26 protein-coding genes and 1 pseudogene are annotated in these 25,067 nt (G+C 51.8%); 14 read left to right on the top strand and 13 right to left on the bottom strand.

Going from position 1 to position 25,067, the window contains the following annotated elements; all coding sequences use genetic code 11:
* The first annotated feature begins 33 nt into the window (after positions 1-33).
* Positions 34-1,224, top strand: coding sequence for an MFS transporter (locus tag GN208_RS06410; RefSeq protein WP_004238411.1), 1,191 nt, complete (start codon positions 34-36; stop codon positions 1,222-1,224).
* 41 nt (positions 1,225-1,265) lie between these two features.
* Here the strand turns inward: GN208_RS06410 and GN208_RS06415 are convergent, their stop codons facing one another.
* Positions 1,266-2,576 (bottom strand): hypothetical protein, encoded by a 1,311-nt coding sequence (locus GN208_RS06415; protein WP_004238410.1) that lies wholly within the window; start codon positions 2,574-2,576, stop codon positions 1,266-1,268.
* Positions 2,576-2,704, bottom strand: a complete 129-nt coding sequence (locus tag GN208_RS18055) for a hypothetical protein (RefSeq protein WP_004239264.1) — start codon at positions 2,702-2,704, stop codon at positions 2,576-2,578. Before GN208_RS18055 ends, GN208_RS06415 begins: the two co-directional genes overlap by 1 nt.
* Positions 2,705-2,786: 82 nt before the next feature.
* Here GN208_RS18055 and GN208_RS06420 point away from each other — a divergent pair, with 82 nt between their 5' ends.
* On the top strand, positions 2,787-3,365 hold the full coding sequence (locus GN208_RS06420) for a TetR family transcriptional regulator (protein ID WP_004238409.1): 579 nt from the start codon (positions 2,787-2,789) through the stop codon (positions 3,363-3,365).
* On the top strand, positions 3,362-3,847 hold the full coding sequence (locus tag GN208_RS06425) for a GNAT family N-acetyltransferase (RefSeq protein WP_004238408.1): 486 nt from the start codon (positions 3,362-3,364) through the stop codon (positions 3,845-3,847). Before GN208_RS06420 ends, GN208_RS06425 begins: the two co-directional genes overlap by 4 nt.
* 1 nt (position 3,848) lies before the next feature.
* On the opposite strand, the gene GN208_RS06430 is transcribed toward GN208_RS06425, so the two are convergent.
* Positions 3,849-4,439 (bottom strand): TetR/AcrR family transcriptional regulator, encoded by a 591-nt coding sequence (locus GN208_RS06430; RefSeq protein ID WP_004238407.1) that lies wholly within the window; start codon positions 4,437-4,439, stop codon positions 3,849-3,851.
* Between the two features lie 86 nt (positions 4,440-4,525).
* Between GN208_RS06430 and GN208_RS06435 the strand changes: the two genes are divergently transcribed.
* The 3 genes and pseudogenes from GN208_RS06435 (at position 4,526) to GN208_RS06445 (ending at position 5,879) form a co-directional block, all read left to right on the top strand.
* A complete protein-coding gene (locus GN208_RS06435; RefSeq protein WP_004238406.1) occupies positions 4,526-5,188 on the top strand; it encodes an N-acetyltransferase in 663 nt (220 codons plus the stop codon).
* Between the two features lie 79 nt (positions 5,189-5,267).
* Positions 5,268-5,378 (top strand): annotated as a pseudogene (locus GN208_RS18060) (hypothetical protein); the annotation flags it as partial.
* A 42-nt stretch (positions 5,379-5,420) separates the two neighbouring features.
* Complete coding sequence (locus tag GN208_RS06445; protein ID WP_048884230.1) at positions 5,421-5,879, top strand: GNAT family N-acetyltransferase; 459 nt, start codon at positions 5,421-5,423, stop codon at positions 5,877-5,879.
* Here GN208_RS06445 and GN208_RS06450 read toward each other — a convergent pair.
* The gene (locus GN208_RS06450) at positions 5,876-6,607 is read right to left on the bottom strand and encodes a virulence protein (protein ID WP_004239258.1); all 732 of its coding nucleotides are present in this window, start codon (positions 6,605-6,607) and stop codon (positions 5,876-5,878) included. The two genes, GN208_RS06445 and GN208_RS06450, sit on opposite strands and share 4 nt — an antisense overlap.
* Positions 6,608-6,975: 368 nt before the next feature.
* On the opposite strand from GN208_RS06450, the gene GN208_RS06455 reads away from it, so the two are divergent.
* Positions 6,976-8,715, top strand: coding sequence for an ABC-F family ATP-binding cassette domain-containing protein (locus GN208_RS06455; RefSeq protein ID WP_004238403.1), 1,740 nt, complete (start codon positions 6,976-6,978; stop codon positions 8,713-8,715).
* Between the two features lie 51 nt (positions 8,716-8,766).
* Here the strand turns inward: GN208_RS06455 and GN208_RS06460 are convergent, their stop codons facing one another.
* The 4 genes from GN208_RS06460 to prpR form a co-directional block, all read right to left on the bottom strand.
* Positions 8,767-9,687 carry a hypothetical protein gene (locus tag GN208_RS06460; protein WP_015422720.1) on the bottom strand — a complete coding sequence of 307 codons (921 nt, stop codon included), beginning with the start codon at positions 9,685-9,687 and terminating at the stop codon, positions 8,767-8,769.
* Positions 9,688-9,812: 125 nt separating this feature from the next.
* A complete protein-coding gene (ada, locus tag GN208_RS06465; RefSeq protein ID WP_004238401.1) occupies positions 9,813-10,895 on the bottom strand; it encodes a bifunctional DNA-binding transcriptional regulator/O6-methylguanine-DNA methyltransferase Ada in 1,083 nt (360 codons plus the stop codon).
* A 12-nt stretch (positions 10,896-10,907) separates the two neighbouring features.
* Entirely contained in the window at positions 10,908-11,543 is a 636-nt protein-coding gene (gene alkB / locus GN208_RS06470; protein WP_004238400.1) for a DNA oxidative demethylase AlkB, read from the bottom strand.
* Between the two features lie 118 nt (positions 11,544-11,661).
* A complete protein-coding gene (gene prpR / locus GN208_RS06475) occupies positions 11,662-13,275 on the bottom strand; it encodes a propionate catabolism operon regulatory protein PrpR (protein WP_004238398.1) in 1,614 nt (537 codons plus the stop codon).
* A gap of 274 nt (positions 13,276-13,549) precedes the next feature.
* On the opposite strand from prpR, the gene prpB reads away from it, so the two are divergent.
* Genes prpB through GN208_RS06490 form a run of 3 tightly spaced genes read left to right on the top strand, consistent with a single transcriptional unit; the run spans position 13,550 to position 17,136 of the window.
* Positions 13,550-14,434, top strand: coding sequence for a methylisocitrate lyase (gene prpB / locus GN208_RS06480; protein WP_004238397.1), 885 nt, complete (start codon positions 13,550-13,552; stop codon positions 14,432-14,434).
* Positions 14,435-14,494: 60 nt separating this feature from the next.
* Positions 14,495-15,658 carry a 2-methylcitrate synthase gene (gene prpC, locus GN208_RS06485; protein WP_004238396.1) on the top strand — a complete coding sequence of 388 codons (1,164 nt, stop codon included), beginning with the start codon at positions 14,495-14,497 and terminating at the stop codon, positions 15,656-15,658.
* A 26-nt stretch (positions 15,659-15,684) separates the two neighbouring features.
* Positions 15,685-17,136, top strand: a complete 1,452-nt coding sequence (locus GN208_RS06490) for a bifunctional 2-methylcitrate dehydratase/aconitate hydratase (protein WP_015422721.1) — start codon at positions 15,685-15,687, stop codon at positions 17,134-17,136.
* A 74-nt stretch (positions 17,137-17,210) separates the two neighbouring features.
* Here the strand turns inward: GN208_RS06490 and GN208_RS06495 are convergent, their stop codons facing one another.
* Complete coding sequence (locus GN208_RS06495) at positions 17,211-17,717, bottom strand: GFA family protein (protein WP_004238394.1); 507 nt, start codon at positions 17,715-17,717, stop codon at positions 17,211-17,213.
* Between the two features lie 100 nt (positions 17,718-17,817).
* Here GN208_RS06495 and ydfG point away from each other — a divergent pair, with 100 nt between their 5' ends.
* From ydfG to GN208_RS06510, 3 genes are all read left to right on the top strand, one after another.
* The gene (gene ydfG, locus GN208_RS06500; protein ID WP_004239249.1) at positions 17,818-18,567 is read left to right on the top strand and encodes a bifunctional NADP-dependent 3-hydroxy acid dehydrogenase/3-hydroxypropionate dehydrogenase YdfG; all 750 of its coding nucleotides are present in this window, start codon (positions 17,818-17,820) and stop codon (positions 18,565-18,567) included.
* Between the two features lie 225 nt (positions 18,568-18,792).
* Positions 18,793-19,101 (top strand): DUF1283 family protein, encoded by a 309-nt coding sequence (locus tag GN208_RS06505; protein ID WP_223302458.1) that lies wholly within the window; start codon positions 18,793-18,795, stop codon positions 19,099-19,101.
* A gap of 19 nt (positions 19,102-19,120) precedes the next feature.
* Positions 19,121-19,354, top strand: coding sequence for a DUF1161 domain-containing protein (locus GN208_RS06510; protein ID WP_004238391.1), 234 nt, complete (start codon positions 19,121-19,123; stop codon positions 19,352-19,354).
* Between the two features lie 71 nt (positions 19,355-19,425).
* Here GN208_RS06510 and bioD read toward each other — a convergent pair whose 3' ends face one another.
* From bioD to GN208_RS06530, 4 genes are all read right to left on the bottom strand, one after another.
* A complete protein-coding gene (gene bioD / locus GN208_RS06515) occupies positions 19,426-20,115 on the bottom strand; it encodes a dethiobiotin synthase (protein ID WP_015422723.1) in 690 nt (229 codons plus the stop codon).
* A 175-nt stretch (positions 20,116-20,290) separates the two neighbouring features.
* Entirely contained in the window at positions 20,291-21,490 is a 1,200-nt protein-coding gene (locus tag GN208_RS06520) for an ROK family protein (protein ID WP_015422724.1), read from the bottom strand.
* A 98-nt stretch (positions 21,491-21,588) separates the two neighbouring features.
* A complete protein-coding gene (locus GN208_RS06525; protein ID WP_004238388.1) occupies positions 21,589-22,359 on the bottom strand; it encodes an N-acetylmuramoyl-L-alanine amidase-like domain-containing protein in 771 nt (256 codons plus the stop codon).
* Positions 22,360-22,385: 26 nt separating this feature from the next.
* Positions 22,386-23,288, bottom strand: coding sequence for a LysR family transcriptional regulator (locus GN208_RS06530; RefSeq protein ID WP_024473132.1), 903 nt, complete (start codon positions 23,286-23,288; stop codon positions 22,386-22,388).
* A 106-nt stretch (positions 23,289-23,394) separates the two neighbouring features.
* Between GN208_RS06530 and GN208_RS06535 the strand changes: the two genes are divergently transcribed.
* Positions 23,395-24,648 carry an MFS transporter gene (locus GN208_RS06535; protein ID WP_004238385.1) on the top strand — a complete coding sequence of 418 codons (1,254 nt, stop codon included), beginning with the start codon at positions 23,395-23,397 and terminating at the stop codon, positions 24,646-24,648.
* The last annotated feature ends 419 nt before the right edge of the window (positions 24,649-25,067 follow it).

Here is a 25,067-nt window from a genome sequence, read left to right on the forward strand (position 1 = left end):
TTCACTTTTTCTGTTGAATAATAAGGAATTATTATGCCGCGTTCTGTTTACTGGCTCTCTGCCGCCTTAGCCTTATTTACCACCGGGAATGCCCTGGTGCTTTCCGTTGCCGTTCTTATCGGGTCACAACTGGCGGAAGATCCGGCACATGCCACGATCCCGCTGCTGGCACAATATATCGGCCTGATTTCCGCCTCAGTGCCGATGGCTCACTTTATGATGCGTTTCGGCCGCCGCGCCGGGTTTATTCTCGGTAATATCGGCGGGCTGGCCGGTGCATTACTGGCAATCGCCGGTATTTATACACACAACATGCTGCTGTTTTCCGCCGGAACGTTCTTTACCGGTATTGCCATCGGTACCGCCCAGCAATACCGCTTTGCCGCACTGGAGGAAGCCCCTGCCGCGCTGCGGGCAAAAGCTATCGGCGTGGTGATGAGCGGCGGGATTATCGCCGTGCTGATCGGTCCGTCACTGGCGATGTCCACCCGGACACTGGTGGCGGCTTATCCGTTCCTCGGCACGTTCGGCGCGCTGATGGCTATTTATCTGATGGCTTTTGTTCTGCTGACATTTTTGCCGCTGAAAGCTCAGCTTCCCGCTCAGATCAGCGATACCGCAAAAAACCGCCCATACCGTCAGTTATATTCCCAGCCGCTGCTGATTCTGATCGCCGTGGTCAGTGCCGCCGGGTATGCGCTGGTAGTGTATATGGTCGGTGCTTTCCCGCTGGCGATGAAAGCGCAGGGATTTGAATTCCCGGCAATTGCCTTTGTGTTTCAGTGTCATATACTGGGAATGTTTGCGCCCTCTTTCTTTACCGGGCAGTTAATCAGCCGGGTCGGGGTAAAATGCTTTGTCTGGCTGGGAGTGATTTGCCTGTTAATCAGCAATGCAGTCAGTCTGACCGGCAGCAGTTACGCGCATTTTCTCATTGCCATGACCTCGCTGGGGCTGGCGTGGAACTTTATTCTGATCAGCACCACGCATCTGTTGCCGCGCACTTATACCGGCAATGAACGGGCTAGAATCCAGGGTGCGACCGATTTTCTTATCTTCAGTTTCGGGGCGCTTGGCAGTCTGCTGGCCGGGTTCGCCTTCTGTTATGCGGGCTGGTATTCCGTAAATGTCGCCGGATTGGCAACCGGTATTGTGATTCTGGTAGTGATGTTTTTACTGCGCCACAGTATGAATGAATCCCCGGCGGAAAAGGCCGCCGCCTGAATACATCACCGCCGCTGCCTTAACGACAGCGGCGGATATCATTACTGCACCGCCGAGGTTTTATACTCAATGCCGTCACGGTTTCCTGTCAGGCTATTGCTGTAGTGACTCTCCTGAAAATAGAACAGACGATTGCGCCATTTATCAAATAAAACGGTTTCCCCGTACTCTTTCGCCAATGGTGCTGCTGTATTCCAGTTCAGCCCGCCATCATCCGATATCCGGGTTTCTGAACCTGACCCCGCTATCAGTAAATCATCACTGCCGCCCCGCAGTCCGTTAATATAAGATCCGCCGGTTTCCAGCCGCTGTGAATAATCACCCTTACAGTTAAAGTGGTTAACCTCCGGCCGTTTACGGGTTTTTTCTGTCAGCACAAAATAAATTTCTCCGCCGGTGGTACTGTCGAGCGCGTCAATCTCCCCGGGGACAACCTGATCAGATTCAGTTTCTGAGGTCCGGGTATTAAAACAAGCCAGTATCGTGTTTTCCGGATCATTTTGTTCATCCTTCATCCATGCGATCACCCGCGCGTCTCCGTTATAGTGCCATTTAGTGGTGCTCAGGCTGGTATACCAGCGTCCGTCATCCTGATACCGTTTTTTCCGGTTATCCATGCTGAATAAAGGCCGCCAGCGTTTTCCGGAATCACGGGTCTGATACAGTGTGTCCCTCTGCACCATCAGCACACTGCCGGGTTCTGTGATAGCGAGAAGCTGAGTCTCTCCGGCGGGTTCCGGCATTGTCCACTGTGATAACCACTGCCACTGCTGACCACCGTCCCGGGAGTAAAAGATATATTCTTTGCCGTAGGAGGCATAATCACTGAAAATAATCAGGCAGCGTCCCTGTATATCACACAGCTGGCTTTGTACCCGGCCCATGAACATCGCGCTGACCCGTAAATCCCCTTTCTGCTCTGTCATAATATAGGTGACCGGCACCAGCGGCCTGTCACTGTAGACTTCACTGCGCCTCAGATTATAAGTTTGTTTGTGCAGATAATCGCCGATGGCTTTTTTATCCGGGGATATTTTCAGGTTCAGCAGCGGAATATCAGGCTCTTCTGCCGGGTTAAAAGCAATATTTTTACTGTGGCTGCAACTGCGGGTTTTCTGATCACAGGTAACGAGATCAACCCGCATAGCGTCTCTGGCACCGGTTATCATCACACCATCGCGGAAACTGCTGATGGCCGGTGACGTTAGTTCTACCGCTTTTTTTTCCGGCAGATAACTGCGGGTGCGTATTCTCTCCGGCGCTGAAAAAAATGAATCAGAAAACGTCAGCATCATTGAGGTGATAAACACAACCGCCAGCAACGTGATCCGGGTACGTCCGTCGGCAAACATCAGTTAATTTCCTGTACAAACGGATCTTTTCCGTTCCGTTGTCTGGCCTGAACCAGCATCTGGCGGGTAAACACAAAACGGGCCGAAGCCGCTGAGTATTTTCGTGGCACCACTTTTGATAATTTCACGGCAATCACCGGAAAACAACCAATGTCCGTGACCGGTTTTATCCGTAAATACCGCCACCATTTCCGCTGACAGAGGCAACCTATGACATCATCCCGAATACCGCCCTGCGGACGCCCTGCTCACCGGGGCAGCAAACTGACCGCAGAAAATATTCTGTCCGGAGCAGGAAAACTGTTACAGGAACAGGGAAAAGTACCGTCGATCCGCGTCCTTGCCGCACAGTTGCAGGTCGATCCGATGGCGATTTATTATTACTTCCGCAATAAACAGGCATTGCTGGAAGCCCTCGCCACTGCCCTGGTGGATGATATTTATCAGCCATCGGCACAGGCTCCGGTACAACAGGAGCTTCAGCGACTGGCAGAAAGTTATCTGCATCTGCTCTATATTTACAGTGATCTGCTGGATATTCTGTTATCACTGGACAGTGACGGCCCGTCCGGCTGTTTCCGTCAGCGCTATCTGCGCATTATTGCACCCTGCGGGCTGAATGAGTCACGGCAGACCGCTATTCTGCATCTGCTGGCGGATGCCCTGCACGGCCATACGGTGGCGATCCGCCGGACTGATTACACCTTTGAACAGAGCCGGGCGCTGTTTCAGCCGGTACTGGCATTAATTACCGAACTTATTGAACGCCCCGGAGCATCATTATCATGAATATCTGCCCTGTTACCGGTTTACCCGGCGATTTACCGCTACTGGAAAGCATTGCTCAGGTTTTACACCAGGAATGGCAGGAACTACCGCAGTGGCAGACACCGGAAATTATCCTGGCGCGTCTGATAAAACGGATGAACGGTGATAACGGCGAAATGCTGTTTGTCGCCACGGATAAAAACAGTGCACTATCGGGGACGGCCAGCCTGATCTGGCGGGAGCTGAAAACCTGCCATATGGCAAATGCGGACTGGTGGACCGGCGAGATTTACACCCTGCCCGCAGCCCGCGGGCAAGGCCTCGGCAGCGCCCTGACACAGGCGGTCTTTGCCGCCGCCGGAGAGCGCCACCTGCCAGCACTGAATCTCTACACGCCGGATAAACAGGCCATGTATGCACGGATGGGCTGGCAGGCTATATATGATGATGTGATCAATGACGAGCTGGTCACGGTGATGCAACGGACTGTCAGCGAAGCGTGATTCAGGGCTTCAGCGCCTTTCTCAGCAACACACGTAACCCGCAGAGAAACGCTTCCCGGCTGAACTCAGGTTCCGTCAGCTCACGCCCCAGCGTGCCGTCCGCCATCACCAGCAGCCAGGACGCCGTCTGTACCGGATCCAGCTGCGGGTCAATCTCACCGGCAGCCATGCCGCGTCTGAGCACATCACAGAATTTTTTGTGCAGCCGCTGCTCATTAACAACAAAAGCCGTATTCAGCTCAGGGTTACGGCTTGCCTCAGTGATAATCTCCAGGCTGAGTCGGGTATAACCCGGCTCGTTATACAACATAATCAACGCCGTTATCATTTTTTCAATAATATCTGCCGTATGTCCCGGCGCATCACCGATACTCAGAATCGCCTTGTGGTCATCCTCGTCCAGTTCCGCAATCGCTTCAATGATGGCGTATTTAGTCGGATAGTAATGAAACAGATTCCCGGGGCTCATCCCGGCGGCTTTACAAATCTCCGCCGTCGAGGTGGAATGAAAACCTTTTTCGATAAAACAATGCATTGCAGCGTCAAGGATCTGACGACGTTTGCGCTGCTGCTTTTCCGTTAATTTTTCCATAAGGAAGTGTCTCCGAAAAACCGGATAATAGAAATTAGACTGATTACTCTATCTATTATAATACCACATTTTCTGTATTGAAGATTATGACAAACATAATAAAAAACAGTACATCTGCTACTGATAACAGCAGATTAATCACCGAATGTCTGGATGAAACCGGGTTAGAGCCTGCCACTGCCCTGTTTTATCAGGCATTTTCATCCAAATTCAAAACGGTCAGCACCATGCCGGATGCACAGCGTCAGGCCGTGCTGGCGATGTTCTGGCAGCGCGGGCTCAGTGACCCGTATGACCGCCACTTTCAGGTAAAACGTAATGGCAGACTGGTCGCCGTATATGGCCTGACTTTCGGGGTTAAACACCCGCCGCAGCACGCCCCGGCACCGGTTTCTTCTCTGGCTATCCTGCGCAGAGCCGGTTTTATTCCCTTTCTGAAAATCCGCCGGATTTTTCAGATGTTTGTCCATATTCCGGCGGCGGATACGGCTTATCTGTCCTACCTGTGTGTGGATGAATCACTGCGCGGTAGCGGGATAGGCAATCAGATTCTCGATGAGATCACCACACAATTACGGGCGGACCCGGCCATTAACCGGTTATCACTGTATGTCTCTGACTTAAATATAAAAGCCAGAGAGCTGTATCTGCGCCGGGGTTTTCAGGATGTGAAATACGAAACCTCACGCACCACCGAACGCTATATGGATATTTACGGCTGGTATTACATGGCCTTACCCACACTATAATGAGCTGATTATGTTTATTCTGCCTTCCGGACATTTACCGCACACCGCCACCCGGATGGCGTTCGGCGTAAACCCGTGCATGGGCCGTCAGCGGACAGAGCAATTGTTGTCGCACTATCTCAGGCTGAAAACCATTATCCGGCTGAATGGGATCCGTAATCATGATATTACTGATGCACATATTGATTTTTATGCCCGGTGCATAATTCTCTTACTACTGACGGACAGACACATGACACCGATTAACTGGCAGACAGCTGCCCTGCATGACCTCTCCCCGCAGACACTCTACCGCCTGCTGGCGCTGCGCAGCGCGGTATTTGTGGTTGAACAGACCTGCTGTTATCTCGATCCGGACGGCGCCGACCTCACGGCGCTGCACGTTTGGGCGGAACAGGACGGTGAAATCATGGCTTGCTGCCGTATTCTTCCGCCGGAAAACAGCACGGCACCGGCAGCTATCGGCCGGGTGGTGATCAATCCGCAATTCCGCGGGCAAAAACTGGGCTATCCGCTGATGGCTACCGCCGTTCAGGCGGTATACCGGCATTTCGGGACACGGCGCATTGTTATCAGTGCACAGGCGCATCTGACCGCTTTCTATGAAAAATGCGGCTTTACCGTCTGTTCTGACGTTTATGACGAGGACGGTATTCCGCATTGTGATATGTTCCGCCCCGCTGCCGATTAATCCCGAGCTGTCATCAGCCGGTAAAATGCGGATTCCGCTAACCGCTGATGGTCCGCCTCACAGCCCTCACGCCCGCTGATAATTTCATTACGGTAGCTGGTAAATTGCCAGTGTGGCGGACGGATATCTGATAAAGGGTATTCTCCCGGTACAATCCCCCCTTCTGTCAGACGGTATTCAAGCCCGGTGATAAATCTGCGGGTTTCACTGAGCAGCTCTGCGCTATAAGGATGTTCACCCGGAACAGGACGAACATACAAAGTTATCTGGGCTCCGCGTTTAACTCTGCTGTCAGGCTCTGCCTGTGAAATATCCGTTATTTTCCATCTGTCACAGGGATTGTTATCTGAAAACAGCGCTCCTGACAGCATAGTGACCGCTTGTGCAATCTGTGATTCATGCACACTCAAATGAAATTTATCACCTTCAAACCCACCAGCGCAGTGAGGTTTCTCTCTGCGGGCGCGGATAAATACATCACCGCAATCATTAGATAAATGAAATCCGTTATATCGTGAGGAATAACCACATTGTTGCAGCATCGGATAATCCGGCGCATTCTCTGCCTCTTTTATGAATGAAACCGGCATTTGTTTCATCTGTATCAATAAGGCATCAATATGCTGTTTCAAATAATCATCTGTCGGCAAGTGTGTTTTTTTATCATCTTTCTCCGGCAGGTTAAGCAGTGAAAAATCCAGTTTTAATCCGGTTCGCTTTAATGGCATGGTGTCGTCCCCGTTATACAAAAGACGTTTTTATCATGACACCACAGAGAAAAACGCCAGAAAATAACCTTCTGTTCCGGAAGTTTAAGGCAAATTAAGCACCACCATTGTCTGTTATTCACAGGCAATGGTATGATGCTCGTATCCATCAACTCAGAAAATAAATAAGGAGGCTAATTATGGTGTTAAGTTATGTGATTGAATTCTCACATTTCTTTGGTAATCGTCAGAACTCAGGCTTTTCTGTTAACGCTGTGCGTTAATCCTGCCTGAGTGAAGCTTTACTGAATTTAACATCCTTCCTCAGCTTACAGGGTTATCGCGTTTTATGACCCATGGCATTGTTATGCCTGAAATTTGAGTAAGCTATGAGCACATTATTATCAACCCGTAATCTGTCATTCCATCCCGGTCACACACCACTGTTAACCGATATTTCTGTCGCCCTGAATCAGGGAGAAAAAATCGGCCTGATTGGTCATAACGGCTGCGGGAAAAGTACCCTGATGAAGCTGTTGTCCGGCCAGCTGGCACCGGATGAAGGCACCATTACCCCGGCCAACCGCGTCATTATGGCGTATATCGAACAGCATCTGCCGGAATCCCTGAATACCCTGTCACTGGCGGATGCCGTGCTGGAAAAATTACCGGCGGAACAGCATCTGTCCGAAATGTGGCGGGCAGAAATGCTGCTGACAGAGATGGGGTTTGACCCGCTACAGTGGCAGTTACCGGTCACTACCCTGAGCGGCGGCCAGCATACCCGGCTGTTACTGGCACGGGCGCTGATCAGCCGGCCGGATTTATTATTGCTGGATGAACCGGGCAACCATCTGGATCTGCCGACCATTTTGTGGCTGGAACAGTTCCTGAAAAACTGGCGCGGCAGCTTTATCCTGGTTTCTCACGATAACGCCCTGCTGGATCACGTCACCAACTGCACCTGGGTGCTGCGGGACGGTAATGTGTCGGTGTTCCGTCTGCCCTGCACACAGGCGCGGGAAGCGCTGGCGCAACAGGACGAAAGTGATGAGCACCGCCACAATGCGCAGCAGAAAGAGATCGACCGCATTGCGGTAAGTGCCAAACGGCTGGCGATATGGGGGAAAGTGTATGATAACGAAGCCCTTTCCCGTAAAGCCAAACAGATGGAAAAACAGATAGACCGGTTGCAGGATGATCAGGTTGAACTGGCGATCGGCAGTCAGTGGCAGCTTAAGCTGACCGGGGATACCCTGCGGGCAGACCGGCTGTGTGCCTTTAATCAGCTGTCCGTGATCCCGGCAGACAATTGTCCGCCGCTGTATGTGACAGACAATGTGTCTGTGAAATCCGGCGACCGCATTGCGGTGATGGGCGCAAACGGCACCGGAAAATCCTCACTGCTGCGGATGATCTGGTCACAGTCTCAGAAACCGGAGGTAACACTGCCGGACAGCCCGCTGGTGCTGCATCCCCGTGTGCATTTGGGGTATTACGACCAGAAACTGGTGCAACTGAATGACAGTGATTCACTGATGGATGCGCTGAAACCATTCGCGCGACTGATTGATGAGCAGCGGAAAATGGCACTGATCAGCGCCGGTTTCCCGTATCTGCGCCATCAGCAGACGGTATCTGCCCTGAGCGGCGGTGAACGGGCGCGGCTGTTGTTTGTCGGACTGAGCCTGGCCAACTATTCCCTGCTGATACTGGATGAGCCGACCAACCACCTGGATATGGACGGAAAACTGGCGCTGGCGGAGGAAATCAGCCGGTTTGAGGGCGGGCTGATTCTGGTCAGTCACGACCGGGAGCTGATCGAAAAAAGCTGTAACCGCTTCTGGTATATCGACGGTAACCGACTGACGGAATATCACGATCTGGATCAGGTCTATGATGCTATCCGTGCCCTGAATGCAGATTCCGGCACCGGCAACAGCGTGTTACCGGCGGTTCCGGAGCCATCCGTTCCGGTCAGTGACGAAGAGGATTCGCTGGCGGCACTGATTACGCTGGAGGAAAAACTGGCGGCGGATTTGCAGCGCAAACCCGCACATCAGAAACCGGTTCTGCAACAACAGTGGCGCGAACAGATTGCGCAACTGCGGGATGAACTGGGACTGTAATACGCCATTATAAATGCAGGCCGTTACGTTTTTTGTAACGGCCTTTTTAATTCATTTTTTAAGTCCGTCTGCTTCCAGCCATCCTTCTGTGACTTTACCGGTGGCCGGATATATATAACGGCCATGAACAAATCCCTGATATGGCTGAGGACGATCCACCCAGATCGCATCATCTTTCACCACAAAATCCGCAGCATCCGTAATACAACCCTTATCCGGAGCATCATAAAAACGCAGGCGATTTTGTGTCACACTGTATTTGTATGAGGAAGGCTTACTGTTTTTCAGGCCCGCCTGATACTGTTTGTCCGCGTTCACGGTTGCCGCATCGCACAGCGCGTCCTGTGACGCCAGCCGGTTAACATTAATCCAGCCCTGCGCATTGCCGTAAGCCACCAGCAGCCAGCCCTCTTTTTCCCCTTTCACCGGTTTCGTGGCCCGCAATCCGACCACCTGAAGGACATCTCCCGGAACCACAAAGACATTATCATTACGGCACTGTTCCGCCGGCGCGGCGTAAAAATAAGCCCGGCCTTTGCCGGTGACGCGCCACTCCGGCGACATGGCAATAAAGGGTTCGTAGCGGAGCGTACTGAGGATCTGCTGACACGTTTTCTCTTTTTTCAGACAGGATTGCAGCCGTTCCCCCTGTGCCGCACTGAAGGTCAGCGGGACGGGATGCTCCGCATCCGCCCCTGTCGCTGTCAGGGTATTTTCTTTGATATTGTAAGTCACCCAGCCCAGTTGCCCTGCTCCCGGCGATTCAGGCGAGGGTTTTTGCCGCGTATCAGAAAGCTGAATCGCCAGCTCGTTGATATCCCGGTTTTCAATATAAATCCCCAGCCTGTCCGCAGTGACTTTTTCTGCGCGGACGAGCCCGTGATTACTGCCTGCAATCAGCTTTATCAGCTCACTGTCACAGTTAAACAACGGGCCGGTCGCTGTCGCAGGAATTGTTGCGTCATTATCCATAATGACCTCCGCCGTTGCCGGTGCGGCGGCTGCCGTCACCGGCAAAACAGCAAAGAATAAACTGCTCAGTAACATTGTTGTTCGAAAAACATCTGTGCGAAAACGCATCCGTATCCCTTATATTCTTAACCGGTTTCCTGCTGCAATGCCTCGCGCTGCAACAGACGTTTTTTCCGTTCGATCCCCCAGCGGTAACCCGCGAGTTCCCCGCCGGTTCTCACCACCCGGTGACACGGGATAGCCACTGCCAGACAGTTTGCCGCACAGGCACCGGCCACCGCTCTGACCGCTTTCGGGGAGCCGATCCGCTCCGCAATCTCCCGGTAACTGACAGTCGTACCCGCCGGGATTGACTGCAATGCCTGCCAGACCCGGCGCTGAAATGCAGTTCCCCGGATATCCAGCGGCAGATCAAGCCCGGAAGACGGTGCTTCCACAAACCCGATCACCCGGGAGACCACCTGTTCAAACTGTGCGTCGCCACCGACCAGTTCCGCATTGGGGAACTGATCCTGCAAATCCCGTAACAGTGCTTCCGCGTCATCCCCCAGCAGAATGGCACAAATGCCTTTTTCACTCTGCGCCACCAGGATGTCCCCCAGCGCACATATCGCCAGAGCAAAGAAAATCCGCGCCCCTTTGCCGCCTGCCCGCCAGCTTTTCGGCGTCATACCGAGCAGTGTATCCGACGATTCATAAAACCGGCTGCCGGAACTGAAGCCGGATTCAGCGATTGCGCCGGTGATTGTCGTCTGTTTTGTCAGTTGTTCCCTCAGTTTATCCCCGCGATAGGCTTTTGCCCATGCCGCCGGTGTCAGTCCGGTATGTGAGCGGAAAATACGGTGAAAATGAAACTGACTCACGCCGCACAGTGTGGCCAGCTCTGCCAGTGACGGCAGCGGTTCACCATTATCGATCCGCGTTTCCAGCTCACGGCAGGCCAGCACCACCTGTTCCGCATGGCGCTGCGTCATGGCCTCACCGCTGCGCTGACGGCGCTTCCCGGCGCGGTAGCCGTGAGCCTCCGCCTCTTCCGGCGTGGCAAAAAATTCAGTATTTTCCCGTTTCGGCAGCCGCACAACAGTAGACGGAAATCCCCATGTCTGTGTGGTTTTCACCGCATACACAAACAGCGTATCGGCTGTTTTATCTCTGGCGGCCAGCGCTGCCCAGCACGCATCGTCTGAGAGTATTGTCTGTTTTGTCATCCTGTTTCTCCGTTACCGCGCGCAGCGGAAGGTCAGATTAAACCGCCGGGCACCCGCAAGCGGATGCACCCCGGCCCTTACCGGACGGACAGCATGGTAATTCAGACGGGAACGGCCGCCCCATACCAGTACATCGCCGTGCTCAAGCGCAAAGGTTTTCAGGGGATGATGGCGCTCACTGCCGCCGAACTGAAACTGCACCGGCAGACCGAGTGAAAATGACACAATCGGCTGGCGGCGATCCGGCTCATCCTTGTCCTGATGCAGAGACATACCGGCGCCCGGCGCGTAACAGTTAATCAGACAGCTGTCCGGCGAAAACCCGTGAAAGCCCGCCCGCTCCGCAGCCTGCTGCGACAGCAACAAAAATGCGTCCGGCAGCGGCGGCCACGGATTGCCGGTCAGCGGATCAGTCGGGGAGTAGCGGTAACCTTTGGCATCGGAGACCCAGCCGTATGTGCCGCAGCTGCTCATGGCCGCAGACATCCGGTATCCGCCGGGCGTCTGCATATGGCGGAACGGCGAAATGGCGGTCAGGCGGCGGATTTCCGCCAGCAGCATCTCATCCTCATCACTGAGAAAACCTTTGAGCAGATACGCATCGGGTGCCACTGCAAGCGGTTCATCGTGAGCAAAGAGATCTGACATAACGCCTCCGTCCTGTTTCCTGTGTCTTTCCGGTGATGACAGTATTGCAGGCCGGATACAGACAAACACTCCGGCTCTTGCTTTTCAATTCTGAGGCACAGTATAAAGCGGCGGACAGTCAGGACGAAGTGTTCTGTTCCTGTTTCAGACGGCGCCATAAGGTGGTGCGGCTGATCCCCAGCCAGTCGGCGGCGGCGCGGCGATCCCCCCGGAAACGGGCTACAGCTTCTGTTGCCGTGGCGGTATTCACCGGCTCCGGCGGGAGATCGGCCACAAGGGCGGGAGCAATCACCGTGCGCCGTTCAGGAGAGAGTTTCAGTAATAATGATTCTGTAATAATTTTATCCGGATAAGCACTGCAATACAGCGCCACCCGTTCCATCAGATTACGCAGCTCGCGGGCATTTCCCGGCCAGTGGTAGTGATAGAAAAAATCACTGCATGCCAGAATCTGCTGCAGATGGCCACGATGCAGCGGCAGATCCAGCTCAGCAAACGCCAGTTTGAGCAGTTTTTCTGTCAGTAACAGGATATCCGCCCCACGGTCTCGCAGTGCCGGAAGCTGCAGACGCAGTACCCCCAGCCGGTAAAACAGATCGGCACGGAATGTCCCTGCCGCCACCCGGTTATCCAGATCATTGTGAGTCGCACAAATCACCCGCACATCCACGGTAATCGGTTTATAGCCGCCGATACGCACAATGGCACGGTCTTCCAGCACCCGCAGCAGGCGGGTTTGCAGCGATACCGGCATTTCACCGATTTCATCCAGAAACAGTGTGCCGCCGTCCGCCGCCTCAAATAACCCGGCACGGCCGCCGCGCCGCGAACCGGTAAATGCGCCCTCCTCATAACCAAAGAGTTCCGCTTCCAGCAGGCTCTCCGGGATAGCCCCGCAGTTCACCGCCACAAACGGTGCAGCGCGTTTCGTCCGCTTATGTTTATGAAACAACGTATATTCATGATGAATAGCTTGTGCCGCCATCTCTTTACCGGTACCGCTTTCCCCCTGGATCATCACTGTCGCTTTTGAGCGCCCGAACAGCGTGATGGTTTCACGCACCTGTTCCATCACCGGCGAGGTGCCGAGAATATCATTCAGCGTATGGCGGACATTCAGAGAGCCCGCCACCGGCAGCGGCATGTTCTGCGGCTGGTCACGGATGCGCGTCAGTTCTATTGCATCGGTGAATGCCCGGCGGACGGCATCATTGGAATAAATGAAAATGCAGGTCATGCCGCACTCTGCGGCGATATCAGTGATTAATCCGGCCCCCACCACCACTGAAATACCGTCCGCTTTCAGGGCAAGACAGGCTGCCCGTGCGTCCTCGGCGGTCACATAACTGCGTTGCTCAATCTGCATACCGAAACTCTGCGCCAGCGAGTCCAGTGCCGGAAAAGTATTACGGTAATAAATGAGGCCGATGCGCTGACTGAGCTGCCGTGCCCGTGCCAAAGCCTGCATGATATCGAACCCGCCCGGCGCAGCGACAATCACCGGCACCGGCAGATGCTGTTTCAGATACGCACCGTTAGAGCCTGCACTGACAATCGCATCGCAGCGTTCTGTTTTCAGCCGTTCACGAATCGCCTCCACTGCGGCATCGAACCCCAGATTAATCGCACTGATACCGGCACGGGCACTGAATTCCGGGCTGATATCACGGAACAGGGTAAAAAGGCGTGAAATGGAGACCGTCCAGATCACCGGTTTGTCACTCTGAGCCATGCGTTTCTCCCCTGTTTCATGCGTTTCAGATGTTTCATATTAATCTTATGAAACACATTAACAGCTATATTGAAACATAAATAGCATCATCATCACAGAAAGCTAACATTCCGCTTGTCAGACGGAATCGGCAAATTCTATAGTGGGTAACGTAATGACAGGATAAACACGCCAAATGTGTGATGTATCTCGCGTTTTAGTTACCTTACCCGGCTGATTGGCATAGCGATTGCTTTATAACATCTGAGTATCAAACTAATAACAAGGTGAATATATGGCACTTTATTCCGCAGGACGCGCATTCCGCGACGCTGTACAGTCTGAATCCCCGCTGCAGCTGGTCGGTGCTATTAATGCCAACCATGCACTGCTGGCAAAACGTGCGGGTTACAAAGCAATTTATCTCTCCGGCGGCGGTGTTGCCGCAGGCTCTCTGGGTATTCCTGACCTGGGCATTTCCACACTGGATGATGTACTGACGGATGTCCGCCGTATTACGGATGTGTGTGATCTGCCGCTGCTGGTGGATGCGGATATCGGTTTCGGCCCGTCAGCCTTTAACGTGGTACGCACCGTGAAATCCCTGATCAAAGCCGGGGCTGCCGGGATGCACATTGAGGACCAGGTCGGCGCAAAACGCTGTGGTCACCGCCCGAACAAAGAAATCGTCTCAAAACAGGAAATGGTTGATCGCATTAAAGCTGCGGTTGATGCACGGACTGATGAGAATTTCGTGGTGATGGCGCGTACTGATGCGCTGGCAGTGGAAGGTCTGGAATCCGCTCTCGACCGCGCACAGGCTTATATCGATGCCGGTGCGGATATGCTGTTCCCGGAAGCGATTACAGAGCTGGCAATGTATCGTCTGTTCACCGACAAAATCAGCGTTCCGGTACTGGCAAACATTACCGAGTTCGGTAAAACACCGCTGTTTACCCTGGATGAGCTGCGCAGTGTGAATATCGCTATCGCCCTGTACCCGCTCACCGCCTTCCGCGCCATGAACAAGGCCGTTGAAAATGTCTATAACACCCTGCGCCGTGAAGGCACGCAACAGAGCCTGATTTCACAGATGCAGACCCGTGATGAATTATACCAAAGCATTAACTACTACGATTATGAAGATAAGCTCGACGCACTGTTTTCGCAGAAAAAATAACCTCTGAAAGATAACGCGAAGCAGGTTGTACACTCACTATAATAATAAGGATCACCCGTCATGAATGAACAACTTAGCAAACCTGAACCTGCACTGAAGAAAGGCAAAAAATCCGTCGCACTGTCCGGCGTTGCTGCCGGCAATACTGCACTCTGTACTGTGGGGATTAACGGGAACGACCTGCATTACCGCGGTTATGACATTCTGGATTTAGCCACACAATGTGATTTTGAAGAAGTCGCTCATCTTCTGATCCATGAAAAACTGCCGAACGCCGCAGAACTGGCCGCTTACAAGGCGAAACTGAAATCACTGCGCGGCCTGCCGCACAGTGTGAAGAAAGCCCTGGAAGCGCTGCCTGCTTCTGCCCACCCGATGGATGTGCTGCGTACCGGCGTGTCTATTATGGGCTGCGTTCTGCCGGAAAAAGAGGGTCATCCGTTATCCGGTGCCCGTGATATCGCCGATCGCCTGCTCTCTTCCCTGACCTCCATGCTGCTTTACTGGTATCACTATGCGTTTAATGATCGCCGCATTGATACCGAAACCGATGACGATACCTGCGGCGGCCATTTCCTGCATCTGCTGCACGGCAAAAAACCATCTGAAAACTGGGTGCGTTTTATGAACTCCTCGTTCATTCTCTATGCAGAACATGAGTTTAACGCCTCCACCTTTGCTGCCCGTGTTATCGCCGGCACCGGAACGGATTTTTACTCCTCCGTCACCGGAGCGATTGCCGCACTGCGCGGACCAAAACACGGCGGTGCCAACGAAGTGTCTCTGGAGATCCAGAAACGTTACAGCTCACCGGATGAAGCTCAGGCGGATATTCTCGCCCGCCTCACCCGCAGTGAAGTCGTGATGGGCTTCGGTCATCCGGTGTATACCATTGCTGACCCGCGTCACCAGGTTATCAAAGCGATTTCCCGTGAGTTATCCGAAGAAGCCAAAGATTTCCGCCTGTTTGATATTGCGGATCGTATTGAATCCGTGATGTCCCAGCATAAAAAGATGTTCCCGAACCTCGACTGGTTCTCAGCGGTGGCGTATCACCTGATGGGTGTGCCGACCGCCATGTTTACCCCGATTTTTGTTATTGCCCGTTCCGCAGGCTGGGCTGCACACATCATTGAACAGCGTCTGGATAATAAAATTATTCGTCCGTCCGCCAATTACACCGGACCGGAAAACCAGACCTTCGTACCCCTTAAAGCGCGCTAATTATTGATTAAAAAGGAAGATAAAGTATGTCAGCATCTTTTACCCCACAGCATCAAGAGTACGACAAGGTCATTCAGGACATCACTGATTATGTTCTGAATATGGACATCAGCAGTGATCGCGCTTATGACACCGCATATTACTGCTTCCTGGATACCCTGGGTTGCGGTCTGGAAGCCCTGGAATATCCGGCGTGCAAAAAAATGCTCGGCCCTGTCGTGCCGGGAACCATTGTCCCGAACGGCGCCAAAGTACCGGGTACCCAATTCCAGCTGGATCCGGTTCAGGCGGCTTTCAATATCGGTGCCATGATCCGCTGGCTCGATTTCAACGATACCTGGCTGGCGGCGGAATGGGGTCATCCGTCCGATAACCTTGGCGGTATCCTGGCCGTTGCAGACTGGTTATCCCGTGAAGCGATTGCCAAAGGCAAAGCACCGCTGCCGCTGAAACGCGTGCTGACCGCCATGATCAAAGCCCATGAAATTCAGGGCTGCCTGGCACTGGAAAACTCATTTAACAAAGTCGGCCTTGACCACGTTGTACTGGTGAAAGTTGCGTCTACGGCAGTTGTCGGCGAAATGCTGGGGCTGGATCGTGAGCAGTTATTAAGCGCGGTTTCCCATGCATGGGTGGACGGCCAGTCTCTGCGGACCTACCGCCATGCGCCGAATACCGGTTCACGTAAATCCTGGGCTGCGGGTGATGCCACTTCCCGTGCGGTGCGTCTGGCGCTGTTCGCGCAGAAAGGCGAAATGGGCTATCCGACCGTGCTGACCGCCAAAACCTGGGGCTTCTATGATGTGCTGTTTGACGGTAAGCCGTTTAAATTCCAGCGCGATTACGGCTCTTATGTAATGGAAAACGTGCTGTTCAAGATCTCATTCCCGGCAGAGTTCCACTCTCAGACCGCCGTTGAAGCAGCAATGACACTGCATCACAAACTGGCGGCACTGGGTAAAACCGCAGATGATATTGAGAAAGTCACTATCCGCACCCATGAGGCCTGTATCCGTATTATCGATAAACACGGCCCGCTGAATAACCCGGCTGACCGTGATCACTGTATTCAGTATATGGTGGCAGTTCCGCTGATCTTCGGTCGCCTGACCGCCGCAGATTATGAAGACGGGATCGCGTCAGACAGCCGTATCGATGCCCTGCGTGCCCGCATTCACTGTGAGGAAGATACCGCGTTCACCCGTGATTATCATGATCCGGAAAAACGCTCTATCGCCAACGCCCTGACCGTGACCCTGAAAGACGGTACCGTGCTGGATGAGGTTGTGGTCGAATATCCGGTCGGGCACGCCCGCCGCCGTGAGGAAGGTATTCCGCTGCTGCTGGCGAAATTCCGTACCAATCTGGCGCGTATGTTCCCGGAAACGCAGCAGCAGCGCATTCTGAATGCTGCCCGTGACCGTAAAACACTCGAATCCATGTCAGTCAGCGAGTTTATGGATCTGTTTGTTATTTAATTTCTCTGCCCGGCAACGCAGAAAAACGAAGCGGATACTCAGGTATCCGCTTTCTGCTTATCTGGCTTCAAATATTATTCAGCCTGGAACATCGCCATAATATCCTGCTCAGTCAGCATCGGTGTTTTTTCCGCAAAATTGTAATACGCCGGTTTGCTGTCGGTGTAAATCTGCATTGAGAGGCGGGATTCTGTTGTCTCTCCCAGCAGTGCCGCAGAGACATAATACTGATCTGCCGGTTTCAGGTAATAAAACAGGTGTGTCCCGCACTCGCGGCAGAAACAACGGTCGCCCCACTCTGAGGAGTGATAACGGGTGATATATTCCTCACCGCTGAGCGTAACATCACTGCCGCAATCCACAGACATAAACGGTGCGCCATTCCATTTTCTGCACATGCCGCAATGGCAGACAGAGACATCGTGCACCTGTTTTGGCACAGATACTGTTACTTTACCGCACAAACATTGACCCTGAACCATTTTCTGTCTCCTGTATATAATCAGGTTGTTATTGATTAACTTCAGTGTTTTTCCGTGATGAAAACTGAAAAACGGAATCTGTAACCCGCTTTCTGTCATGCAGACACGATACACTATCAGGATATTACCACCGGTATTATATCGCCATGGTTATTGTTATTTTTTCCGGGGATCCCCGCTGACAGAATCGGAGTATGTGATGATTGTTTTAATTACAGGTGCAACAGCAGGTTTTGGTGAGGCATTTGCCCGCAAATTTATTGAGAACGGCCATACCGTTATCGGCACCGGCCGCCGTATTGAGCGCCTGGCAAAACTGCAAAAAGAGTTCGGAAGCAAATTTTTCCCGCTGGCTCTGGATATGACAGACAGTCCGGCAGTCGATAATGTGATTAATTCACTGCCTGAATCCCTGCGCGAAATTGATGTTCTGGTCAATAACGCCGGACTGGCGCTGGGTATGGAAACCGTTGATAAAGGCAATCCGGCAGAATGGGATGTGGTGGTGGACACCAACATCAAAGGGCTGCTGCATATGACCCGTGCAATCCTGCCGGGGATGGTGGAAAGAAACCGTGGTCATATCATTAATTTAGGCTCAACTGCCGGATCATGGCCGTATGCCGGTGGTAACGTTTACTGCGGCACCAAGGCGTTTGTCCGTCAGTTCAGCCTGGCACTGCGCGCAGATCTGGCCGGTAAAAAAATCCGTGTGACTGACATTGAACCGGGCATGGTCGGTGGTACCGAGTTCTCCGGTATCCGCTATCGCGGGGATGAAGAAAAAGCCGCAAATACCTATAAAAATACTGATCCGCTGATGCCGGATGATATCGCGGAAGCGGTTTTCTGGGTTGCAACATTGCCGTCGCACGTAAATATTAATACTATGGAAATGATGCCGGTCTGTCAGTCATTCGCCGGGCTGAGTGTGCACCGCGAAGGCTGAAACCACCACAAAAGATAAGCCGGTATCCGTATAATCAGGTAATTTTCTTAAATTACCTGAAATTATCGCTGAAAAACGTTGTCTTTTATTGGTGCATTAATACACTTTGCTATAATGCTCACGATCAGAATGACGTTTGCAGGTTTGAACTTTGAGGAAAACACGACAATGACTAACTCCATGCTCAAAAAGTGGTTTATCGCGACCGCCTTTGCTGCACCCTTCATGTTTGCAGCTCATGCAGGCGCAGCCACCACCAATTGCAGCCCCGGCAGCACTTGTGTGATCAGCGGCGGCGATACTGCGCTTGAAAAAGAGAGAGCACGCCAGGAAAAAGAGCAATGGGATGATACCCGTTCCCTGCGTCAGAAGATCAACCGCCGTGCGGAAAAAGAGTTCGACAAAGTTGACCGTGCTATTGATGCTGAAGATGCATGTTTAAAAAGCTCGGTTGTTACCGCGTATTGGGAACCTAATACGCTGCGCTGCCTTGATGCAAATACAGGGCGTGAAGTTTCCACTGGCTGGAAATAAATACATTTAAGGATAAATAATGAAAAAACTGATTGCGCTCAGTGCTGTTCTGTTTGCCGTTTCGCCTGTTATGGCGCAGGCATCCTGTGAAAGTGTGACTGAGGAAATTTCGCAGAAAATCATCAGCAATGGTGTTCCTGCTGACGGTTTTACACTGACTGTGGTTCCGGCTGAAGAAGCGGCACAGGCAGAAGGTCAGGTTGTGGGTAACTGCAACAACGAAACTCAGAATATTATTTATCTGCGTAAATAGTATCTCGCTGTCAGGTTTTGACCATGAAAAAGGGCTGATTTATCAGCCCTTTTGTATTTCTTACCAGAGACTCAGGACGCCGCTAACGCCTCACCCCAGAGCATTTCAATCTGCTCTTCATTGAGATAGTGCGACAACTCCCGCTCTTCCGGACGCAGCAGATACGGGATCTCGCCCAGCAGTGGTGCCGGTAAATGCGTCAGTAAGCGATCCATAACCTGTGCGTAGTGTGATAAGCCCGGGTTTATCCGGTTCGCAATCCAGCCGATAATTTCCAGATCATCATTTTTAATGGCTTCGGCGGTTAATAATGCATGGTTCACACAACCGGACTGGATCCCGACCACCAGGATCACCGGCAGTTTTTCCTTTTTCACCCAGTCGGATAAAAAAGTCTCGTTATTCAGTAAATAACGCCATCCGCCGTTCCCTTCCACCACGACCTGATCCGCCAGATGACTTAATTTTTCCAGACCCTGCGATAATGCAGGAAACTGAACGTCGGTCGTCGTCTGACCGTAATTACTTTCCAGCATGACCGGGTTGATATCCTGATAAGAAACATCAACTGATGATGAATCATGCAGGATCATCGCATCACGGTTACGTTTGCCGTTAAGTGTGTCGTGGTATTCTGTCGCGATTGGTTTATAGCCAACGACAGATTTACCCAGGCGGTTGATGGCTTGCATTAAAGCCCGCGTCGCAACAGTTTTGCCGATATTCGTATCTGTGCCGGTTATAAACAAGCGCCTTAACATAGATGTTTTTCCGTTATATCAAGAGGTGCGTATCAAAATTGATAACGGAAGCAGTGTAAGACATCCGGTTTATATCAGGCTTGCGCCAGCGCAATTTTTTGCGAAAATCCTGTTTTCATGAACAAATCCCTGTCATTTATTTGTTTTATGTCAAAGATAGACACTACAGAATTATTTAACCATCCATCAGTCTGATAAGAAGTGAGCCGTTATACAGCACCTCTTTGATTAACGCCGCGCCGGGTAATGTACCGCAATTAGTAAATTCGCATGAAGTCATTGTCAGCTCCCGGCTGAATGCCGGCAAGGCACGCTGCGTAATCCGGGCGCGGATGGCGGGAAACAAAACAGAGGATGCCGGGTTTAATGGTGAGCCAATCAGGATAATCTCCGGATTAAAGATATTGACCATCACGGCGGCAATATCCCCGATATGCTGCCCCACCTGCTCTATCAGCTCACGGGCGGCGGGATTACCGTCCAGTGCCGCGCGGCACAGCATTTCAGCGGTCAGCGGCTGCCCCTCCGGAACGGCCAGGAACTGAGCGGCCATTTCCAATACATGATGCAGACCAATTTCAGTTTCCAGACAGCCGTGATTACCGCAGTAACAGGGTTTACCCTGCGGGTTTATCTGTGTGTGACCGATTTCTGCCGTGCTGTGACTGCCGGCATGCAGCAATGCACCGTCGGTAATAATGGCAGCACCGACATTTTCATCAATCACCAGTTGGATAATATTCCTGCACTCTTTCGCCGCACCAAAAAAATATTCCGCCAGAGACCAGGCAGAAATACCATGCTGGAGGAATACCGGCATCCCGGTATGCTGATAAAGAATCTCTGCTACCGGTAAATCGGTCAGCTGATAGTACGGGGAATGGCGGATGATACCGTTTGCAGGGTCAACAATGGCATCGGTGGTGATGGCAATAGCAGTCAGGCGCTCGGTTATCCGGTGATTACGGGAAAAGAAGGCATCAACCTGTGCCAGAAACAGGGTGACAAAATCCCGGCTATCCGCCGGAAATGCAATAATATCTTCGGCCAGTAATTTTCCGCTCAGTTCCCGCAGCGCAAAAACCAGTTCCCCCCGGTTAATTCGGATACATAAAAAATGCCAGCCGTCACAGTCCGTTTTCAGCCCCACTGCCGGGCGGCCGCGAAAGCCTAATCCCGGAAACTCAGTTTCCCGGACCAGATGCGCATCCATCAGCTCACGGGTGATTTTGGTGATACTCGCCGGTGCCAGCTGTGATTTTTTCGAGAGTGAAATGCGGGAAATGGGGCCTTCACGATCAATATAACGGTACACAACCCCCATATTGGTTTGTTTTATATGGTCAATATGTCCGGGCTGTGCTGAAGGTTTCACCAATAATAATCCTGTGCAGATGATGCTAAGATGTTAATTATCCGAATAAATACGCGCTTAGTAAGTGGCTTCACACAAAACTGTGAAATGATTCACAGTCAGGGGGCAAAAGCCGAACGATAAACCACAATTCCTGTTTTATTTTGCAGATATGTCCGTAATGGTGAATCAATGACCCGTTGTTCATTCCGTTTTGATGAGGCATTACGTAAAAACAGCCCGTCCGGGGTACGGATAATAACTCCGGCATGCGAGACATCCAGGCCGGGACGGTCAGAATAGATACCGATATAATCACCGGTCTGCAATTGTGAAAGCACAGCGGGTGTCAGTGCGGAAACCGGCAGCCAGGTGATATCCCGTGCCGTAACCGGAATATCGGGGATATAACGGGAGCCGTTTTTTTTCTGATTCAGCATCTTGTGTGTCACCCGGTAATCCGGCGACAGTTGCCGGGTGATATCCTGAGCCACAGGCTGCGGGCCGCTGACCCAATCCGACAAAAAATGACGGCGCTGATAATAATTCACCTCTCCGTTTTTATAACGGATGTGCATCAGTCTGTTGCGGAAATTCTGCTGCTGCGGGCTGCGTTTCAGTGCTTCGGTGTAATCCAGAAAAGTGAAACAATCGAGCGCGTTCAGGTCAGCCACCAGAATTTCCGGTGATCCGGGAGAGCCAATCAGCTGACCGGCGCGGTAAGGTACGCCGAGAAACTGCCCGGTCAGTGCAGTAATATTGTCAGGCGCAATTTTGCGTGAGCCATCCGGCTGATAGAAATAGCTGAGCGATACCCCTGCTCCCGCGGCGCTTGTATATAAAAGAAAAAGAAATGCGGTAATAACAGAAAACCGGTATCGCCGGAACATCCGAACTCCTGACAGTCAGATCCCGCTCAGCGGAACACATTATTTTTCAGCATCTCAATCAGCCGCTGACCGGCCGGAGAAAGTGTATTGTGCTTATGATACACCAGCCAGACCTCAGAAAATGCCTGATTTTCAGCTAAATGAATGTAACGGACACCATCCACTTTCATACGGGTAAAAGATTCCGTTACCAGTGAAACACCTAACCCGGCAGAGACCAGCCCCAGAATAGTCATAGCTTCCCCTGCTTCCTGGGCGATAACCGGTGTGACACCCGCTTTTTTCAGCAGATTGATAATCTCATCATACAGCGCCGTTCCCACATCCCGCTCAAAGAAAACCAATGGTACGCCAGTGAGCATCTCCAGGGGAATGCCCGTTTTGAGGTATTTCATCAGCGGATGATCATCATAGACCGCCAGCATAAATCGTTCTTTAAACAGCAGTTCATGAACCAGATTATCCGGCAGTTGCGTATTGCGCATTACACCGAAGTCAATCCGGCCGCTCAGCAGCGGGTTAATCTGCTGTTTGGTATTCATCTGATGCATGTGGATAGCCACATCCGGGTATATTTCACGGTACTGGCGGAATGTCGCCGTAATATGACGCATAAACGGGGTTGTGGAAGTGAAGCCGACAGAAACTTCCCCCAGTTCCCCGCGATCCATTCTGGCTGCTTTTTCAACCGCTGCCTCGACCTGAGTACGGATTTGGTAAGCTTCACGCAGAAACATTTCGCCCGCCGGGGTCAGACTGACATTCCGGTTGTTCCGTGCCAGTAATTTAGCCGGAATCGCGTTTTCAAGTGCCTGAATCTGCTGACTGAGCGGAGGCTGGGAGATATTGAGACGCTCCGCTGCCCGTCCGAAATGCAGCTCTTCAGCGACCGCAATGAAATAACGCAGATGGCGGAATTCGATCATTATTCCCTCATTAGGTCGTAAAACATATCAAACAAGAGTATTAATATATTAGACAAAATACCAGCATCTTTTTATGCTCGGTATTATTACCAAATGCTGAGATAAGTGTATGACAGACGAGAATAAACTGATAACTGACAACCGTGTGACCTCACCGGTGCAGAATGATCAGGCAAAGCAGCACTATATCCAGCGCGACGACAAACTGTATCTGCGTGTCACTCTCTCTTTCTTTATGGTCGGTCTGGCGACGTTTGCTCTGCTCTATTTTGTACAGCCGATCCTGCCGTTGTTGTCAGACGATTTTTCGGTATCACCGGCGCAGGCCAGTTTGTCCCTTTCTCTGGCGACCGGATTCATGGCCGTCGGGCTGCTGATCACCGGCCCGCTGTCAGATGCGGTCGGACGTAAAAATGTTATGGTGATATCCCTGACATGCGCGGCAATCTTTACCCTGCTCAGTGCGTTTACCACCAGCTGGGCGGGGATCCTGGTTGTCCGCTCCCTGGTCGGATTATCTCTCAGTGGCGTCGCCGCCGTGGCCATGACCTATCTGAGTGAGGAAATTCATCCCAGCTATGTTGCCCTGTCTATGGGGCTGTATATCAGCGGTAATTCTATCGGCGGGATGAGCGGACGCCTGATCACTGGCGTTATTGCGGATTATGCCAGTTGGCGGATTGCCGTTCTGGTACTGGGAACATTTTCTCTGTTCGGTGCTTTTCTGTTCTGGCGGTTACTGCCGCCGTCACGCCATTTCAGAGCCAGTTCACTGAAACCGAAAAGCTTGTGGAAATACCTGATCCTGCACTGCCGTGATGATGGTCTGCCGTGGCTGTTTGCCATCGGTTTTATCATTATGGGCAGCTTTGTCACCCTGTTTAACTATATCGGCTACCGGCTGATGGAGCCGCCGTATCACTTCAGCCAGGCCGTTGTCGGTATGTTATCGATAGTTTATCTGTCAGGAACTTACAGTGCCTCAAAAGCAGGCGCACTGACACGGAAATACGGCTACGGCAGAGTACTGATTGGTGCAGTCACATTAATGCTGACCGGGATTCTCATTACGCTCGGCAGTTCACTGGCAGCAGTTCTGATCGGTATGCTGGTACTGACGACGGGATTTTTTGCCGCCCATTCCGTCACCAGCAGCTGGGTCGGACGCCGCGCCCGGCGCGCCAGAGCCCAGGCATCCTCACTGTATCTGTTTTGCTATTACGGCGGTTCCAGCATTGCCGGTACTCTGGGCGGTGTTTTCTGGTCTTACTGGCACTGGAATGGCATCGGCTGGTTTATTGCCGCTATGCTGGCAACCGGTGTGCTGATTGCTCTGTATCTGAATAAGCACGCTCACTCATAGTACATAACTAATACAGTCAGGTAATTAATAGTTATGTCATATAAAATACCTCATCGGGTTAATTGCCGGTCAGCATACAGATATGTAATCTGCATATGTTTCGCAACAGTAAATGTTCTTGATCCGGTGAGGTTTTATGATAACACTTATATTGAGCAGTACACTCTTGTTCAGCAATCTGTATCAGTGTGATATTAATTACCCTGAGTCCTGTGATATCTGGCCGCCTGTCGGATTAACAGAAATAACGGAGTAAATATTTACTGCGTAACAAGCACCATGGTATTAGCATCTTCATATCTATAATTTCCTGTATTGATTTATTTATATTTTTAGCACCACCAATGAAAAGTTCATTGGTGGTGCTTTTTAATTACCTGCTGAGAAATCTGATAAAAATAACGAAAATAATAATCACG

The organism is Morganella sp. HSTU-ASny43, assembly GCF_022819185.1.
In the GTDB taxonomy this organism is placed as follows: Bacteria; Pseudomonadota; Gammaproteobacteria; order Enterobacterales; family Enterobacteriaceae; genus Morganella; species Morganella morganii.

Coding starts and splice junctions, on each gene's coding strand:
- GN208_RS06410 (WP_004238411.1), top strand. CDS start 34: ATGCCGCGTTCTGTTTACTGGCTCTCTGCCGCCTTAGCCTTATTTACC.
- GN208_RS06415 (WP_004238410.1), bottom strand. CDS start 2,576: ATGTTTGCCGACGGACGTACCCGGATCACGTTGCTGGCGGTTGTGTTT.
- GN208_RS06420 (WP_004238409.1), top strand. CDS start 2,787: ATGACATCATCCCGAATACCGCCCTGCGGACGCCCTGCTCACCGGGGC.
- GN208_RS06425 (WP_004238408.1), top strand. CDS start 3,362: ATGAATATCTGCCCTGTTACCGGTTTACCCGGCGATTTACCGCTACTG.
- GN208_RS06430 (WP_004238407.1), bottom strand. CDS start 4,439: ATGGAAAAATTAACGGAAAAGCAGCAGCGCAAACGTCGTCAGATCCTT.
- GN208_RS06435 (WP_004238406.1), top strand. CDS start 4,526: ATGACAAACATAATAAAAAACAGTACATCTGCTACTGATAACAGCAGA.
- GN208_RS06445 (WP_048884230.1), top strand. CDS start 5,421: ATGACACCGATTAACTGGCAGACAGCTGCCCTGCATGACCTCTCCCCG.
- GN208_RS06450 (WP_004239258.1), bottom strand. CDS start 6,607: ATGCCATTAAAGCGAACCGGATTAAAACTGGATTTTTCACTGCTTAAC.
- GN208_RS06455 (WP_004238403.1), top strand. CDS start 6,976: ATGAGCACATTATTATCAACCCGTAATCTGTCATTCCATCCCGGTCAC.
- GN208_RS06460 (WP_015422720.1), bottom strand. CDS start 9,687: ATGGATAATGACGCAACAATTCCTGCGACAGCGACCGGCCCGTTGTTT.
- ada (WP_004238401.1), bottom strand. CDS start 10,895: ATGACAAAACAGACAATACTCTCAGACGATGCGTGCTGGGCAGCGCTG.
- alkB (WP_004238400.1), bottom strand. CDS start 11,543: ATGTCAGATCTCTTTGCTCACGATGAACCGCTTGCAGTGGCACCCGAT.
- prpR (WP_004238398.1), bottom strand. CDS start 13,275: ATGGCTCAGAGTGACAAACCGGTGATCTGGACGGTCTCCATTTCACGC.
- prpB (WP_004238397.1), top strand. CDS start 13,550: ATGGCACTTTATTCCGCAGGACGCGCATTCCGCGACGCTGTACAGTCT.
- prpC (WP_004238396.1), top strand. CDS start 14,495: ATGAATGAACAACTTAGCAAACCTGAACCTGCACTGAAGAAAGGCAAA.
- GN208_RS06490 (WP_015422721.1), top strand. CDS start 15,685: ATGTCAGCATCTTTTACCCCACAGCATCAAGAGTACGACAAGGTCATT.
- GN208_RS06495 (WP_004238394.1), bottom strand. CDS start 17,717: ATGACAGAAAGCGGGTTACAGATTCCGTTTTTCAGTTTTCATCACGGA.
- ydfG (WP_004239249.1), top strand. CDS start 17,818: ATGATTGTTTTAATTACAGGTGCAACAGCAGGTTTTGGTGAGGCATTT.
- GN208_RS06505 (WP_223302458.1), top strand. CDS start 18,793: ATGTTTGCAGCTCATGCAGGCGCAGCCACCACCAATTGCAGCCCCGGC.
- GN208_RS06510 (WP_004238391.1), top strand. CDS start 19,121: ATGAAAAAACTGATTGCGCTCAGTGCTGTTCTGTTTGCCGTTTCGCCT.
- bioD (WP_015422723.1), bottom strand. CDS start 20,115: ATGTTAAGGCGCTTGTTTATAACCGGCACAGATACGAATATCGGCAAA.
- GN208_RS06525 (WP_004238388.1), bottom strand. CDS start 22,359: ATGTTCCGGCGATACCGGTTTTCTGTTATTACCGCATTTCTTTTTCTT.
- GN208_RS06535 (WP_004238385.1), top strand. CDS start 23,395: ATGACAGACGAGAATAAACTGATAACTGACAACCGTGTGACCTCACCG.